The following is a 15,513-nucleotide window of genomic DNA, read 5'->3' on the forward strand; positions in this document are numbered from 1 at the left end:
ACTAACATCTATCCTGTGCTGATCTAGAATCATCTCAGCATCAGCCGCAGCAGGATGGAGGCCCTTATGGACCAGCGATTCGAAGGCGTTCCAGATGCCCTCTTCATCCCGCTCTGGGCGAGGATAGAAGTTTCGAAGAGATTCCCTGAGCTTCTCTTTGACCAGCGTGCGCTCGCACTCGAGCCGGCACTGGCAGGACATGCTCTTGCCAGCACGACTTCCGAGTTCAATCTGCTCTCTTCTGCCGTCCGTGCCCATGTGATGGACGCGATGGCAGAGGACTTCATCGCAGCGCACGGCCTCTCGACCCTCATCGTCCTTGGCTGCGGGCTCGATGCGGCAAGCTCACGGATAGATGGCAGGGGTTCTGTCTTCTTTGAGCTCGATCTGCCTGATGTGATTGCTTACCGCCGCCAGGTCCTCGGCGAGGATCCGGATGAGCACCTCATCGCCCACGACCTCTTCGACCTTGCCTGGACGGATGCCGTGCCACACGACAAGCCCATTCTCATCTACGCCGCAGGTGTCTTCCAGTATTTCGATGATGAGAGGATTGTCTCGCTCATGCAGGATCTCAGGCGCATCTTCCCCGGCGCCGAGCTCATCTTCGACGCCGTGGACTCCCGCGGTCTCCGCTATGCAGAGCGGTATGTGGAGAAGACCGGAAATGCTTCTGCAGCGATGCATTTTGCGCTCGACGATGCCGCTGCCTTCGCCGAGAAGGCAGGCGTCACCCTGATTGCCCGTGAGCCCTTCTTCGGCGACGCTCTCAGGCTCTTGAAAGGCAAGATCGGCCTCTATACAAGGATTTCCATGCAGGTATGCGACCGCCAAGGCAGGCTCAAGGTCATCCGTGTGAAGCTCTGAGCATCATGCGTGTGCATTGCTCCGCTTCCTTGAGCTCTCAGTGGGTAGAAAGAAGGATGCATGCAATGGAATCGAGGCCGCTATGGAGTGTCTTCTTGCGTTTCCGATCGGCTATGCCTTCGGCTGCTTTCTGACGGCAGATGTCGTCTGCCGTATGTCCGTGCATAAAAGCTGCTTCTCCATAGGAGATGGCAACCCAGGCATGGCAAACGTCGGACATGTGCTCGGCACGAAGGCAGCGCTTGCCGTCCTCGCAGGAGACATCCTGAAGACCCTGCTAGCCGTCCTCATCTCCTGGGCTCTTCTGGGCCATACACTTGCTGTCACGCTCTGGGCAGGCTTCGGAGCCACGGCAGGGCACAACTTCCCGATCTGGCATCGTTTCCAGGGCGGCAAGGGCGTCACGACGACCTGCTCCACGATCATCCTCGCCTCTCCTCTTGCAGGCATCCTCTCCTCTATCGCAGGCTTTGCCGTAGGCGTCGTCGCTCTGGGCTATCTCTGCCTCGGCGCGCTCCTGATTCCCTCGATCTTCTTCGTCTGGATTGCGCTCGCAGGTGCCGGCGCCTGGGCACTCGTGCCGGCAGCGCTCCTCGTCCTTCTCATGTTCAAGGCGCATCTTCCCGCAGCTCTCCACATCAAGGATGGCTCGACGCCCCATGCATCGATAGCCGACAAGACGCTCGAGCTCCTGCACCTCAAGAAGTCCTAGGGCCAGATCGAAAGCGCAATCAGGGTCTGCGCTGCATAGTAGAGGACAAGGCTCCAGGTTCGCCGCACCTGCGTATGCCTCTCGCCGAACGAGTTCAGCACAAGCAGCGTGTCTGACACAAGAAACGAGATGCCGCCGGCAGCAAAGAGCGCCTGCTGAAGAGCAGGCATGCTGAGGCAGGCGGTAGCCGCAAACCCTGCTGTAAGGCCGACGACCGCGATATAGGCAGCACCTGCCAAGGCAAAGAGGCTGCGCTCATGCACGGACTTCGAGAGCCGCCAGAAGATGATGGCCAGGACTGCTGCCGTCACGACGAGCGCCGGCACGGGGTGTCTCACAAGCGAGAGCAGATAGCTGATGTAGCAGAAGTGCCCTGCCGCAAAGAAGAGGGCGCCAATCGTGAAGAGCTTCTTCTCCCGTACCTTGGCCGCCCGCACGTCCGCATCTTTCTTCTGGATGAAGCGCAGGGCATGGAGGATATCTCCGACCATGCCAAGAAGAAGGCCAAGGCAGACCAGAAGCGAAGCCGGAATCCTCGGCGGCACGAAGGCGCCCACCAGACCGAGTGCAACGAAGGCAGCCGAAGCAAGCGCCTTCAGGACCGCCGCAGCAACGTAGCGGCCCTGGGCATCCTTGCGTATGAAGACGCCTTGCAGGATGGCGCCTGCAGCGATGAGCGACGGAGCGATGAGCTCTGGCATGGCATTCCTACCTGTCCACAGGGAAGGCGATGCCGCACTGGCGTCTGATGTCGTCCATCACGGCAAGCGAGGCAAGCGTGAGCTTCTCGTGCTCTGCTGCTTCGGCAAGAGCTTCCGAGTCGCCCTGGATCGCATGGACGAAGGAGGCAAGCTCGAACTGCATGTCGTTTTCCGGCATATCGACAGAGGTGGTCTCTGCCCCTTCCCCGCCAATCGTTCCGTACACCATGCCCTTGTCCACATAGGGCGTGAACGTGAAGGTTCTGGGGCAGGATGTCTCTTTCCAGAAGAGCGTGCCGGCAGAGCCCTCGATCTGGGAGGCGAGATAGTCATTCGACACCTTGCCGTATGAGAGACTCACGAGGAAGCCCGGATAGGAAAGGATGGCCTCTCCCGCAAGGTCGATCGTCGTATAGGGATCGTCGGCGCTCCGCCCCTCCACTTGATGTGTCACGGCAGAGGCCTTGACGGACTCAGGGGCACCGAAGACCTGGAGCGCAGACTCGACGCAGTAGACGCCGATGTCCATGAGGGCACCTGCTGCCATGTGCGGATCGAAGATGTTCACATGCTCGCCCGCTTCGAGCTTCTTGATGCGCGACGTCACCTTCGAGAAGCGGAAGGTCGCAAGGCGCACCTTGCCGGTCTTGGAGACGGCATCCTTCAGATAGGCAGCGCCGGGACCGAACGTGTTCCGTGCTGCTTCGAGAGCGACAAGGCCCTGCTCATGCGCAAGGCCGAAGACCTCTTCGGCGAGCTTCCTGTTTGCTGCAAACGACTTCTCGACGAGCACGTGCTTGCCGCCGGCAAGGAGCGTCTTTGCCTGCTCAGCGTGAAGCACATTCGGCGAGCCGATATAGACAGCGTCTATCTGATCGCTTGCACCGAGCTCCTCAAGCGAGGAGAACGCGAGATGTGCTCCATGTACCTCGGCGAAGGAGCGAGCATCCTCTTCCTTGCGCGAATACGATGCCACATATTCCGCTTCCGGCACCTGGCCGAGCGCATCGAGGAAGCGCTCCGTGATCGCTGACCTGCCGATAGTTGCAATCCGTACCTTGTCCATGCATCCTCCTGACGCCGCATTCACTGCCTCAAGCATACCCGAGGTTGCACCATTCCATAAAGAGGCTTGGGCAGAGCACCCCTCCCCACTTGTGCCATACTTGCAACTGTTATGAAAGATGCAATACTGGAAAGGGGAGATTATGGCTACTGCTGATTCCTTCACCGATTCCTATGCCTCCCGCGCGGAGGTGCCCGAGAAGTATACCTGGGACCTGACATCGCTCTTCGCAGATGAGGATGCCTTCAGAAAGGCACTTGCCGAAGCGCAGGAGCTGCCTCATGCCTACGCCTCCTGGGAGGACAAGGCCTTCGCTTCCGGCGAGGACCTTCTTGCCTATCTCAAGTTCGACGACGAGGCGACGATGCAGTTCCAGCGCGTCTGGAACTATGCCGGCAGGAAGGCCGACGAGGATACCCGCGTGAGCCGCTGGCAGGACACGGTCTCCCAGGTCGTCACGCTCGAGTCCGCTATCGATGCCGCCCGTGCCTGGTTCCAGCCAGCACTCCTTGCGCTTTCCGATTCCGACCTTGCCGCATGGTATGAGAGCACGCCGGGCCTTTCCCTCTACAAGCTCGCCCTCGACCGCATGCGCGCACTCAAGGCCCATACGCTGAGCCCGAAGGAGGAGCAGCTCCTTGCACAGGCAGGCGTGCTTGCAACGCAGCCGGGCCAGATCTTCACGATGATGAACGACGCAGACATGAAGTTCCCGGATGCCGTGGACGCGCAGGGCAAGGCACATCCTGTCACGCATGGCACGTACTCGGCCTTGATCCTGACTTCTCCTGACAGGACGCTCCGCGAGAGCGGCTACCACAGCGTCTATGGTGCGTACGCAAAGGTCAAGAACACGGCTGCCGCCACGCTTGCCGCGCAGATGCGCCAGCTCAAGTTCTTCTCCGATGCCCGTCACTACGAGAGCTCGCTCGAGGCATCGCTTGTCCCGACCGAGGTGCCGGTCTCTGTCTACAACTCCCTCATCGACTCCGTCCATGCGCACGCAGATTCCATGCACCGCTACATGGAGCTCAGGAAGCGCGTCCTCGGCGTCGACCACCTGCGCTACTGGGATGTCTATGTGCCGATCGTCGAGGCGCCAGAGCGCCGCTATACGTTCGAGGAGGCCTGCGACCTCATGTACAAGGCGCTCGCTCCTCTGGGAGACGACTACGTCTCGACCGTGAAGAAGGGCGTGGCCTCCCGCTGGATCGATGTCTTCGAGACGCCGGGCAAGATGAGCGGTGCCTATTCGGCAGACGGCCATGGCATGACGCCCTTGATCCTTCTCAACTACCAGGGCACGCTCGACGAGGTCTCGACGCTCTGCCATGAGATGGGCCACTCGATGCAGACCTGGCTCTCGAACCACACGCAGCCTGCCCGCTATGCGGAGTACGCGATGTTCGTGGCAGAGGTCGCCTCGACGACGAACGAGTGCCTCCTCATCCACTACCTCCTCGAGCATGAGACAGATCCGCACGAGCGCGCCTATCTCCTGAACGAGTACCTCGAGAAGTTCCGTGGCACGCTCTTCCGCCAGACGCTCTTCGCCGAGTTCGAGCGCGACGCAAATGCCGCCTGCGCAGAAGGCACCGGCATGGGCGCAGACGATCTGAGCCGCCGCTACCGTGCCCTCAACGACCTCTACTACGGCCCTGCCATCGAGACCGACGACGAGATCGCCCTCGAGTGGGCACGCATCCCGCACTTCTACTACGACTTCTACGTCTATGTCTATGCGACGAGCTTCGCCGCAGCCGTCGCGCTCTCGAACCGCATCCTCACAGAGGGCCAGCCTGCCGTGGACGACTATCTCGCCTTCCTTTCCGGCGGCTGCTCGAAGAGCCCAATCGAGCTTCTGCGCGGTGCCGGCGTGGACATGGCATCGGGCGAGGCGGTCGATGCTGCGCTCGAGGAGTTCTCGAAGCTCGTGGACGAGCTCTCGAAGCTTCTGTAGCCCATCAGCATCCGCAGGCACGAATCAGGCCAGGAGCACCGCCTCCTGGCCTTTTCTGTTCTGCATCCTCGAGGTCGGCTATCATGGACAGACGAAAAGAGAGCTCACCTGAAGGGCAGAAGACATATGGACGACATCACCGTTATCGGCGTAGCAGGCGGCACGGGATCGGGCAAGACCACCATCACGAATGCCATAGCCGAGCGCTTCGGCGACGAGGTCACGGTCATCTCCCAGGACTCCTACTACCGTGCCCATCACGATATGCCCTTCGAGGAGCGCACAAAGCTCAACTACGACCATCCTGATGCCTTCGAGAACGAGCTCCTGATCGCACAGCTCAAGGAGCTCAAGGCAGGACATGCAATCGAGGAGCCGGTCTATGACTTCACGAAGCATGACCGCTCGAGCGAGACCGTGACGGTCACGCCTTCCCGCGTCATCGTCGTCGAGGGCATCCTCATCTTCTGCGACCTGGCCCTGCGCGACCTTATGGACATCAAGGTCTATGTCGATACGGATGCCGACGTCAGGATTCTGCGCCGCATCCTGCGCGATGTGGAGGAGCGCGGGCGCAGCCTCTCCTCCGTGATCGATCAGTACCTCACGACCGTGAAGCCGATGCATGAGGCCTTCGTCGAGCCCTCGAAGAAATATGCTGACATTATCATCCCCGTCGGCGGCGAGAACCAGGTCGCGCTCGAGATGCTCGTGAACCAGATCAGGGCGCATCTCGACGGAACGGCCCGCGTCTAGGAGTCGATACCTTTCGGCATTGCAAATGTCAGGCTCTCTGCAAGCTTCCGGTAGCGTGCATCGGTCGCAGGATCCATGAAGGCAGGCATCGAGCCGGTCTTTGCTGCCTCTGCGATGTCCTCGAAGGCTGCGCTCACAGAATCGTCGAAGGATGTCCCGATGTGCCAGCGGGCCTTGGCTATGATGTCCTCGAAGCCATTGGCGACAGCAACCGAGTTCGGGATCTTGTCGATCAGGGGCTCGTCGTTTCCGGCATCGCCGAAGGCGCAGATCTCGTCGTGGCTGATGCCGAGCTGGTCTGCAAGCCAGAGCGTTGCCTGCCCCTTGTCCCAGCCATGCGTCGTGATATCGATGATGCCGCCGACCGGACAGGTGAAGTCGAGCTCCGGACATGCCCAGGCAAGCTCATGCATGAAGGCAAGGAGGTCTTCGGTCCTGCCATCGAAGTGGCAGTTCGCCTTCACGGCACGTCGGCCCTCCGGCAGCTCCTCCGAGACGCCGTCTGCCGTCGGCAGATGCCTGAGGTCATGCTCTATCGCATCGTCCAAGGTCGTGCCGGCAATCCAGATCCTGCCGGTATCGTCGAAGAGCAGAAGCCCCGCCCGTTCATCGGTCGTGCAGAGCTTGGCCACCTTCGCGAGGCCCTCTTCGGGAAGCTCGCGCTCCAGGACCTTCTCTCCCTGGTAGTAGACCTTCATGCCATTTGCCACGACCGCTGTGCTATAGAGCGCATGGTCGAAGCGGAAGCTGTAGCCGACACGGTAGATGTCGCGTCCTGTCGCAGGACCGACAACAATTCCTGCACCCATCAGGGCATGCATCGCTGCCTGTCCCCGCTTTGTTATAACCCGCCTCTCGCGGCAGACGAGCGTATCGTCGATATCGGTGACGACGAGCTTGATCATCGGGTCTCCTGCAGGAAGTCGGGAAGGACGCCCGTGCGTGCCGCCTCTGCAATCTGCAGGAATGCCGTGCCGACAGAGTCCTCAGAGGCCGCCGGGATGAAGTAGCGGGCTGCCGCCTTGGCAGCAGGAGACGCGTTCGCGACGACGACCGGATAGCCCACGCAGGAAAGCATCTCGATATCGTTCTCGGAGTCGCCGAAAGCGCAGATCTCGTCCATCGTGATGTGGAGGGCATCGGCAAGCACCTTGATAGCGGTCGCCTTGTTGACGCCGTGAGGCACGACGTCGACCCAGTTCGGAAGCGGCTTCACGAAGTCGAGCTCGGGAATCTGGGGCGAGACGGCGTCGCAGATCTCGTCGCGGCGCGCGGCATCGGTCTCCATTGCGATGCCGAGCTTCGAGAACTCGATGTCAGGCCACGTAGAGACGAAGCTAATGCCTTCAGGGAAGGCCGTCTTGATGATCTCGATCTCGCCGGGGTCCGGGCGCCTTGCATAGGCATGGGCCTTCTTGTCGTAGAGGATGAGGGCTGCCTCATCGGCAAAGGGAGCAAGTGCCTCATCGAGGCGGTAGAGCAGCTCTGGGGCAATCTCTGCCTTCTGGATCACCTTGCCGTCGAGCCTGATCACAAGGCCGTTTGCCGTGATGGCAGATGAGAGGACCGAGAGATTGTCTGCAAAGAAGGTCTTGAGCTCCTCGAAGTCGCGGCCCGATGCCGGAGCGAAGCGGATGCCCTCCTCTTCCATCTCGCGGATGCCTTCCATTGCCCGAGGAGACGCCTTCTTCTGTCCCCAGGGGATGAGCGTGTTGTCCATATCCGTCAGCACAAGCTTGATCATGAGACCTGCCTTCCGGGCTGCATAGCCTTCCATGTGTTTCCTCGACCAGTATGGCAGGTAGGAACGTTCTCCCTCTCTGCCAGCTTCCAGCTGCATGAAGAAAGCAGGCCTGGCAGCTATCCGGCAAGGCGTGCTGTCTTCTGGATGAAGCGGGCAGGAATCGGTCGCTCGAGCTTCCAGATAATGTTCATGGGACGGGAGCCCGAAGCATCCGCACAGTGCACGAAGCCGAGGAACGTATACGGTTCGGCTCCGTACTGGTCAGCCTTCTCCTCGCGCACGAAGAGCGCAATCTTCGCCGGGACCCTGTCTTTCGCGTCCCAGCCCGTCTGGTAGCGCTGGCCCGTCTCCGACTCGGGTGTCGTCTTGTTCTGGCTCTGCCAGTGAAAGTGCCTCTCATCAATCGAGTAGTCCTCATATCGCGTCTCCGGACTGAATTCCTTGTCCGACTTCACGAGCGTATTCAGGAGCACGTCCACATGGCAATCCCTCAGATAGGCGACGCCCTGGCGCATGTTCTGGGGATCCTTGCGTCCAAGCGCCAGGAAGATCTGATCGCGGCTGTACTGGCAGTGGAGGTCGAGCGGGCAGGGGAAGCCCCAGGAAAGCTCCTCATCGATGAAGTCGATATGGTCGAGACGATAGGCAAGGATCCTGCGCACATCGCGTGCCATATGGGGCTCAGAAGCAAGCTCTCGGAGGCACTCGAGCGCATTGTCGAACTCAGGGCTCCCCTCTTTCACCTTCATATGCGCTTCGCGTCTGAACGAGTCAGGCCAGAGCGTGATCTGGAACATGTCGAGCATGCGCTGCTGCTCGCTCGTGAGCTCATCCCATATCAGCTTGTCGGCATTGTCCAAGCAGGACAGGAGAAAGCGTATCCATCTCCTCGAGTCAATCGTGCAGAGTCTTGGGAATGCCTTCGTGAGACCGGCTTCATCTGGTTCTTCGAACTCAGGCTCAAGTCCCGCTTCGACGAGAAGCCGCTCGAAGGGAGCCACCTTGTAGACAGCACGGATATCGAGATGATGGAAGGCAAGGAAGCTCCCGAGCGTCAGCTTCTGTCCCGCATCCTCCTCGAAGGTCGCAAGGGCCGAGACAAGCCTGCTTCTCGTTCCCTGTGCCACAGCGAGGTTCTTGAGGACGTATTCCTGTGCCACACGTTCGAGCCTGATGTAGCAGCCCTTAGGAGCCTCGGGAAAGCCTTCCTCGACCTCGCGCCTGAGCGCATGCGTCGGAGATGCCAGAAGAGCCCTGAGCTTCGGCGCAAAGTCGTATCTCCTGTTCTGCTGGCCGATGAAATCGAGGACGGTCAGGCATTCCTTGCCCGGTGCCAGGCGGAGCCCTCGGCCGAGCTGCTGCATGAAGATGGTGAGCGACTCGGTCGGACGCAGGAATAGCACCGTATCGATTTCGGGGATATCGACGCCCTCGTTGTAGATATCGACTGCAAAGACGATCTTGATGGTGCCGTCAGCAAGATTCGTCCGCGCCTTCTCCCTGCCATCTTCGTCCATATCTGCCGTCACCGCGACCGCAGGGATGCCAGCCTCCTGGAATCTCTCTGCCATGAACCTTGCATGGGCCTTGCTCACGCAGAAGCCGAGTGCATGCATGCGGGAGACATCGGTCACATAGCGGCTGAGCGCCTCAAGGACGAGCGAGCATCTGCGCTCTGCAATCTTCTCGCTGAAGACATAGACCTGCTCGAGCTCTGATGTCTCATATCCTCCCCGCTTCCACGTGAGGCCCGAGAGGTCTGATGGGTCGGAGACGCCGAAATACGTGAAGGGACACAGGAGCTTGCGCTCGATTGCATCGGCGAGGCTTATCTCTGCTGCGATCCTGTTGTCGAAATACGACAGGATGGACTGCCCATCCATGCGCTCCGGCGTCGCCGTGAGGCCGAGGAGCACCTTGGGGCGCAGCGCATTGAATATCGCCTGATAGGAGTCGGCAGCACCATGGTGGATCTCGTCGACGACGATGCAGTCGAAATAGTCTGCCGAAACCTTCTCCCAGAGCCTCTGAGACTGGAAGCTCTGGATCGAAGCGAAGAGATGCGCATAGCTCTCCGGATGATGGTTTCCGACAAGGAGGCTGCCGAAGTTCTGGTCATGCAATATCCCCCGGAAGCACGAGCGGGCCTGTTCCAGGATCTCCTGGCGATGTGCGACGAAGAGGAGATGGACTCTTTGTCCCTCCCTCTCGCAGAAGCGCCTGTAGTCGAAGGCAGCGATGACGGTCTTGCCAGTGCCGGTTGCCGCGACGACGAGGTTCTTCCAGTGCCCGCCGACGGTGCGCTCCGCTTCGAGTGCATCGAGAATCTTCTGCTGGTACGGATAGGGCCTGATATCGAAGGCGTAGGCCGCAGAGGTCAATCCTTCTGCGTCCCCGCCGTGCTCATGAGCGATGGCAGAGGCAAGCCGCTTGCTGTCGGCAGCCGTATAGGGCTCGAAGTCGGGCGAGGCCCAGTAGGCATCGAAGGTTCCCTCGATCTTGTCGAGGGCATCCGCTTCATCGGCACGGCTGATTTTCAAGTTCCATTCGAGCCCGCTTGTCATTGCCGGGTTCGTGAGGTTCGAGGAGCCCACATAGGCCGTCGTGTACCCGGTCTTCCTTCTGAAGACATAGGCCTTTGCATGGAGACGGGTCCGTTTCGTGTCATAGGACACCCTGACCGAAGCCCCTGGCAGCGCAGCGAGAGCGCTCACCGCCTTGGGGTCCGTCGCTCCCATGTACGTCGTTGTTATGACCCGAATCCTGCTGCCACGGTCTGCAAACTCCTGGAGCGCATCCATAAGGAGCCTGAGGCCGCTCCACTTCACGAAGGAGACAAGCATCAAGATCTCGTCTGCCGAGGCAATCTCGCGCCTGAGCTCGCTGAAGAGCTGCGGCTCATGGGCAGCGCCTGTGAAGAGCGAGGTCTGCGCGACCGACGTCAGCGGACGCACGAGTCCCTTCTTCTGCTCTGCCACAGAGGCATTCTGCCTCGGCACGAGCGAGAGCAGCTGCTCGGGCTTCGTACGGGAAAGGTCGACACGCTCGCCTTCGATCAGGTCCGAAAGCCTGCTGTCGCTGTCCTTCAGCTGCGAAGCCAGATTGTCTATCAGGCTGTTCACAAGCCGTGCCTGGCGCACGGGCGCGTCGTCGCCTTCGATGGAATCGAGCGCCTGCTTCACGGCCTCCTCTGCATAGGCAGCAAGCACGCGGGCAGCATCTGCATGGTCGAGACGCCCTGTCTGGGATACGAGCTCGTCGTCCTCTGCGTCGAGTTCGCGCCTGAGGTCTGTGCCTATCGTCTTCTCATAGAGGCCGCGCTCGAGCATGGCTCCCCTCCCCGCCAGATCGGATCATCCCAGTATCTGACGGAGCCCGCCTCAGATCAAGCGCTCGAGAAGAATGCCTGCCCCACGCAGGGGCAGGGCAGGCATTCCATCCTCCACGTCGAGGATTGCCTCTCAGAGGATGGCAGCGCCGATACCGAGGATGATCGGTATCGATACGAGCGAGAGCAGCGTCGAGAGCGAGACGATGCCAGCACCATACTCGTAGTTCGCACCGTACTTCTGGGAGAGCATGGCGACCATAGCACCGATGGGCGTCGAGAATGTGATGAGGACGACCATCTTGATGTCAGACGGGACAAGAGCGGAAGGCACAAGCCAGAGCAGGAGCAGCGTGAGCACAGGCGCCACAATGAGGCGCAGGACGCTCACCTTGTAGGCGCGCAGATCGCGAACAATGAGGGAAAGGCGGGTCTGTGCCAGATAGCAGCCCAGGACGACCATTGCGAGGCCGGTGTTGACTTCGCCCAGGGTGTCGAGCGAGCCCGAGATGAAGTCGGGCACGGGCACGCTGAAGAGGAAGAAGGCAAAGCCGATGAAGAGCGTCACGACGGCAGGATTCGTGAACACCTTCTTGAGCGATATCTCCTTGGTATTGCCCGTCACGAGGTAGACGCCGTAGGTCCAGATCAGGAAGGTCAGTACAGCGATGCAGACCGTCACATAGAAGACGTAGCTCTGCCCAAGCGCATGCTGGACAAGAGGGATGCCGACAAAGCCGGTATTGGAGAAGATGACGCCGAACTGGGAGATGGGATCTTTCTTCCCATAGGCGACATGGGCCACGAGGGCGCAGATGGCAAGGACCGCAACGCTCAGCACAGCGCAGAGGCCAGCATTCATGAGATGCGTTCCATCGAAGGGCTGGATGAATGAGGCCATCATCAGGCAGGGCGATGCGATGTACATGACCGTGCGGGAGAGGTCGCCCACGCTGCCTTCCGTGATGAGCTTCGTGCGGTAGGCGATGTATCCTACCGCAAGCATGAGAAACATCGAGAGGACCTGATTGACAAGGACGGTGAATGTCGAGCTCACGCTGCGCCTCCAAGCTGCTCTGGATCTGTGCAGCAACGCAGACCGCACGCGAGAACTCTAGCGCTTATGCAGCTCGCAAGGCATCAATTTCGCCGTTATCTAAGAATGAACCAGATATGAAACGAGGCTGCAGGATTTCTCCTGCAGCCCCAGATGCAATCCCCTGTCTTCCTTACCAGGCGTAGGTGCCGCGCACCTCGAGAAGGTCGAAGCGGTCGATCGTCGTGAGCACCTGATCGATATCGATGCCGTCCCAGAGCGTCGCTATCCGCTTGTCGCCCACGAAGACATTGATGCTGGCACCAGTGAAGCCGAAGTGGAGACGCGACCACCTGAGCGCGGTGATGTCCGCGTAGGCAATGGTGACCGGACGTCCGACAAACGGCGTCACCACCATATGGTCCTCATACGTCACGACACGGTAGCGCTTCATGCCATACCAGATGCAGAAGAGCACAATCTCGAATGCCGCGAAGAACATCATGACCGACGGGAAGCTCCAGCCATTCTCCGCAGCTTCGATATAGATGCCGGCAACGACACCGAGAAGGCCCATGCCGGCCATCACCACGACGAGGGCATGGAAGAGCGCAGACGGCGCCTCATAGGTGTCGTGGTGGCTATGATGGCGCTCGGAGATGGCAGAGCCAAGCCAGTCCATGACCGTTGCAGCAAAGGGGATGCCGGCGACGACGATGTAGAGAAACTGATAGTCCATGGTCCATTCCGTCCCAAGAAGGGCTTGCCTGTTCGATGCTGACGTCCCCACTGCTGGCTGAAAACGTTTCCATTCCTGTCGGAAACGTTTCCAGCTCTATTGGAAACGCTTCCAGCATACTAGACCACTATGAGCGGCAGGTCTGCCTTGCATCAGCTTCTTGTCATGATCTGGCATGTCAGCGGCATGATTTGCGGGGTGAACGGCAGGTCCTTCATTTCCCGGAACCAAGATTGAAAGATGAATGAAAAGGGAGCCAGCCCACGGCAAGCTCCCTCCACTCAATCCTGCATCTCTCCCCTATGCCTTCTGGGGCACGGCGAACTTTGCGACGAGATGCTCGAGCACGTCGACCGTCTTCTCGAGCGACCTGACCGGGATGAACTCGCGTACCGAGTGGGCATTGTAGCCGCCGGTCGCGATATTCGGGCACGGAAGCCCGCGCACCGTGAGCTGCGAGCCGTCGGTGCCGCCGCGCACTGCCACGACATGGGGCTCGATGCCGGCTTCGCGGTTCGCCTCGAGGGCATTGTCGACGAGGAAGTCCATGCCGTCGAAATAGTCCGCCATGTTCCGGTACTGCTCCTTGATCGTGACCTTGACCGTCCCCTCGCCGTGGCGGCGGTTGAGGAATGCCGCAATGTCCTTCAAGGTCTCCTCGCGTGCCGCGAACTTCTTCCCGTCATGGTCGCGCACGATGTAGGTGAGGCGCACCTCCGATGCCGTGCCCGTGATGGCAATCGGATGATAGAAGCCCTCATAGCCTTCCGCGTGCTCCGGACGCTCGAAGGCAGGCACGAGGTTGTCGAACTCGGCTGCCACGGTGATCGCATTGACCATAACGTCCTTGGCTGTGCCCGGGTGCACCATCACGCCCTTGATATCGACGATGGCCTCGGAGGCATTGAACGTCTCGTAGTTGAACTCGCCGAGGGCCTCGCCGTCGACCGTGTAGCACCACTTCGCACCGAACTTCTTGAGGTCGAGAAGCGCCGCGCCGTGGCCGATCTCCTCATCCGGCACGAAGGCGATCTTGAGCGTCGGATGCGGAAGCTCCGGATGCTCGCCGAGACGTTTCAGAAGCGAGCAGATCTCGGCCACGCCTGCTTTGTCGTCGGCAGAGAGAAGTGTACGTCCGTCGGAGCAGACGATGTCCTGGCCCACAAGCTTCTCGAGATCGGGCACCTGTGCAGGCGTCGTCTCGATGCTTGCCCCGTCCACGACGCCTGCAACGAGAGGACCTCCCTCGTAGTGCACGATATGGGGATGGACGTTTTCTGCCGGCGCATCGGGCGACGTGTCGATATGGGCGCAGAGGCCAAGTGCCGGAAGGTCCTCGGCACCTGCCGACGCCGGGAAGCTCGCCGTCACATAGGCATGCTCGTCCTGCTCGACATCCTCGCACCCAAGCTCCTCGAGGTCATGTGCAAGCGTCTCTGCCATCTTGAGCTGGGACGGCGTCGAGGGCGTCTGGTCCTCATGGGCCTCGTCTGACTGCGAGGGAACCTGCACGATGCGCATGAAGCGCTCCACGACATCCGAAAGCTGATCTGTATCTGCCATCGTCTCTCCTTTTCGGCGAGATGCCCGGAGAGCACATCTGCTCTCCAGGCATCATCATGTCAGTTAGATCATATGAAACGATACAGCGCTTCCGGCTTCGCGGCAAATCCTAGATGAGGCGCGCCGCGATGCGGTCGAGCTCGGCTGCCGGGATGCCGCAGCCGTCCTCGAGATACTTGCGGACACCGCCGTTCTCGCTCACCCAGTCATAGACGAAGGAGCCCATGCGTGCGCTCATATCGATGCAGGCCTGCTGGACTGCCGGAGCGAGCTTCGTCCATTCCTCGTGGACGCCGTCCGCTGCAAAGAGATCCGGATAGGAGCGCATGTAGTCGGCGACGCAGTCCTCGCGGCTCACGCCTGCGAGCATGAGGAGAAGCATCGAGATGACGCCGGTACGATCCTTGCCGGCACTGCAGTGGATCAGGATGCAGGCATCATCCGGCGCCTGTGAGATTGTGCGGAAGATGATGCGGAGCGCCTGCGTGTTCTCGAGCATCGAGGCGTAGAGCTCCTTGGCACGGGGCAGAGCGCCGCCGTGCTCCTGTACCATGCGCTCGACGAGCTTCGGGTCGGACAGGTCCTCTCCGCCCAGCTCAGCATGGATGTAGGCAATGTCGCTCTCACCGCAGGCGCGGTCAGGCGCAGCCTCCACCTCCTTCTCGGAGCGCAGGTCGATGACCATGCGCACACCGTAGCGGTGGAGGAATTCGCAGTCTTCGTCCGTGACATGCTGGAGAGCGCCTGCACGCAGGAAGGCATGCCATTTCGTCTGGCGAAGGCCTACCGGGTATCCACCCAGATCGCGCACATTGTCGGCGCCGGTCAAGGGGAGCCTCTGCCAGTTCAGCTCTGCTGGATGTGCCATGTTATGTACCTCTAATCAGATGGAGAGCACCGGAGCATCCGCTCCTCGCTCGAAAGCAGCCCCTTCCAAGGTTCGCTGCTTTTCATGTGACCACAGGCCCGCAGGATCATCTGTGGCTGCAGGGCGTCATTCCTGCTCCTGCATGCCCCTACTATAGCCACTGGGAGCTAATT

At 60.3% G+C, this 15,513-nt stretch carries 13 protein-coding genes; 4 read left to right on the top strand and 9 right to left on the bottom strand.

What is annotated here, in order from left to right; genetic code table 11:
- The first annotated feature begins 66 nt into the window (after positions 1-66).
- Together ABVS03_RS03100 and ABVS03_RS03105 are read left to right on the top strand one after the other, a co-directional pair.
- Positions 67-867 (top strand): class I SAM-dependent methyltransferase, encoded by an 801-nt coding sequence (locus tag ABVS03_RS03100; protein ID WP_368017989.1) that lies wholly within the window; start codon positions 67-69, stop codon positions 865-867.
- Positions 868-949: 82 nt separating this feature from the next.
- The gene (locus ABVS03_RS03105; protein ID WP_368017990.1) at positions 950-1,579 is read left to right on the top strand and encodes a glycerol-3-phosphate acyltransferase; all 630 of its coding nucleotides are present in this window, start codon (positions 950-952) and stop codon (positions 1,577-1,579) included.
- Here the strand turns inward: ABVS03_RS03105 and ABVS03_RS03110 are convergent.
- Together ABVS03_RS03110 and ABVS03_RS03115 are read right to left on the bottom strand one after the other, a co-directional pair.
- A complete protein-coding gene (locus tag ABVS03_RS03110) occupies positions 1,576-2,280 on the bottom strand; it encodes a lysoplasmalogenase family protein (RefSeq protein ID WP_368017991.1) in 705 nt (234 codons plus the stop codon). The genes ABVS03_RS03105 and ABVS03_RS03110 overlap by 4 nt on opposite strands.
- 7 nt (positions 2,281-2,287) lie before the next feature.
- On the bottom strand, positions 2,288-3,346 hold the full coding sequence (locus ABVS03_RS03115; RefSeq protein WP_368017992.1) for a Gfo/Idh/MocA family protein: 1,059 nt from the start codon (positions 3,344-3,346) through the stop codon (positions 2,288-2,290).
- A gap of 142 nt (positions 3,347-3,488) precedes the next feature.
- On the opposite strand from ABVS03_RS03115, the gene pepF reads away from it, so the two are divergent.
- Positions 3,489-5,306, top strand: a complete 1,818-nt coding sequence (pepF, locus tag ABVS03_RS03120) for an oligoendopeptidase F (protein WP_368017993.1) — start codon at positions 3,489-3,491, stop codon at positions 5,304-5,306.
- Between the two features lie 126 nt (positions 5,307-5,432).
- On the top strand, positions 5,433-6,062 hold the full coding sequence (gene udk, locus ABVS03_RS03125) for a uridine kinase (RefSeq protein ID WP_368017994.1): 630 nt from the start codon (positions 5,433-5,435) through the stop codon (positions 6,060-6,062).
- Here udk and ABVS03_RS03130 read toward each other — a convergent pair.
- The 7 genes from ABVS03_RS03130 to ABVS03_RS03160 all read right to left on the bottom strand — a co-directional run bounded on the left by ABVS03_RS03130 (position 6,059) and on the right by ABVS03_RS03160 (position 15,340).
- On the bottom strand, positions 6,059-6,967 hold the full coding sequence (locus ABVS03_RS03130) for an HAD family hydrolase (protein WP_368017995.1): 909 nt from the start codon (positions 6,965-6,967) through the stop codon (positions 6,059-6,061). The genes udk and ABVS03_RS03130 overlap by 4 nt on opposite strands.
- Entirely contained in the window at positions 6,964-7,806 is an 843-nt protein-coding gene (locus tag ABVS03_RS03135; protein ID WP_368017996.1) for an HAD family hydrolase, read from the bottom strand. The genes ABVS03_RS03130 and ABVS03_RS03135 overlap by 4 nt, the downstream gene beginning before the upstream one ends.
- 116 nt (positions 7,807-7,922) lie before the next feature.
- Positions 7,923-11,135: a DUF3427 domain-containing protein gene (locus ABVS03_RS03140; protein ID WP_368017997.1), complete on the bottom strand. Its 3,213-nt coding sequence runs from the start codon at positions 11,133-11,135 to the stop codon at positions 7,923-7,925.
- A 132-nt stretch (positions 11,136-11,267) separates the two neighbouring features.
- A complete protein-coding gene (locus ABVS03_RS03145; RefSeq protein ID WP_368017998.1) occupies positions 11,268-12,191 on the bottom strand; it encodes an AEC family transporter in 924 nt (307 codons plus the stop codon).
- A gap of 172 nt (positions 12,192-12,363) precedes the next feature.
- Positions 12,364-12,909 carry a hypothetical protein gene (locus ABVS03_RS03150; RefSeq protein ID WP_368017999.1) on the bottom strand — a complete coding sequence of 182 codons (546 nt, stop codon included), beginning with the start codon at positions 12,907-12,909 and terminating at the stop codon, positions 12,364-12,366.
- Between the two features lie 300 nt (positions 12,910-13,209).
- Positions 13,210-14,472 (bottom strand): peptidase T, encoded by a 1,263-nt coding sequence (gene pepT, locus ABVS03_RS03155; protein ID WP_368018000.1) that lies wholly within the window; start codon positions 14,470-14,472, stop codon positions 13,210-13,212.
- Positions 14,473-14,581: 109 nt separating this feature from the next.
- Positions 14,582-15,340, bottom strand: coding sequence for a tyrosine-protein phosphatase (locus ABVS03_RS03160; protein ID WP_368018001.1), 759 nt, complete (start codon positions 15,338-15,340; stop codon positions 14,582-14,584).
- Between the last annotated feature and the right edge of the window lie 173 nt (positions 15,341-15,513).

It is taken from the genome of Olsenella sp. AGMB03486 (assembly GCF_040884255.1).
Taxonomy (GTDB): Bacteria; Actinomycetota; Coriobacteriia; order Coriobacteriales; family Atopobiaceae; genus Olsenella_L; species Olsenella_L kribbiana.

What these genes read in the sequence shown, in the direction of transcription:
- ABVS03_RS03100 (WP_368017989.1), top strand. Translation starts at nt 67, where the DNA reads ATGGACCAGCGATTCGAAGGCGTTCCAGATGCCCTCTTCATCCCGCTC.
- ABVS03_RS03105 (WP_368017990.1), top strand. Translation starts at nt 950, where the DNA reads ATGGAGTGTCTTCTTGCGTTTCCGATCGGCTATGCCTTCGGCTGCTTT.
- ABVS03_RS03110 (WP_368017991.1), bottom strand. Translation starts at nt 2,280, where the DNA reads ATGCCAGAGCTCATCGCTCCGTCGCTCATCGCTGCAGGCGCCATCCTG.
- ABVS03_RS03115 (WP_368017992.1), bottom strand. Translation starts at nt 3,346, where the DNA reads ATGGACAAGGTACGGATTGCAACTATCGGCAGGTCAGCGATCACGGAG.
- pepF (WP_368017993.1), top strand. Translation starts at nt 3,489, where the DNA reads ATGGCTACTGCTGATTCCTTCACCGATTCCTATGCCTCCCGCGCGGAG.
- udk (WP_368017994.1), top strand. Translation starts at nt 5,433, where the DNA reads ATGGACGACATCACCGTTATCGGCGTAGCAGGCGGCACGGGATCGGGC.
- ABVS03_RS03130 (WP_368017995.1), bottom strand. Translation starts at nt 6,967, where the DNA reads ATGATCAAGCTCGTCGTCACCGATATCGACGATACGCTCGTCTGCCGC.
- ABVS03_RS03135 (WP_368017996.1), bottom strand. Translation starts at nt 7,806, where the DNA reads ATGATCAAGCTTGTGCTGACGGATATGGACAACACGCTCATCCCCTGG.
- ABVS03_RS03140 (WP_368017997.1), bottom strand. Translation starts at nt 11,135, where the DNA reads ATGCTCGAGCGCGGCCTCTATGAGAAGACGATAGGCACAGACCTCAGG.
- ABVS03_RS03150 (WP_368017999.1), bottom strand. Translation starts at nt 12,909, where the DNA reads ATGGACTATCAGTTTCTCTACATCGTCGTCGCCGGCATCCCCTTTGCT.
- pepT (WP_368018000.1), bottom strand. Translation starts at nt 14,472, where the DNA reads ATGGCAGATACAGATCAGCTTTCGGATGTCGTGGAGCGCTTCATGCGC.
- ABVS03_RS03160 (WP_368018001.1), bottom strand. Translation starts at nt 15,340, where the DNA reads ATGGCACATCCAGCAGAGCTGAACTGGCAGAGGCTCCCCTTGACCGGC.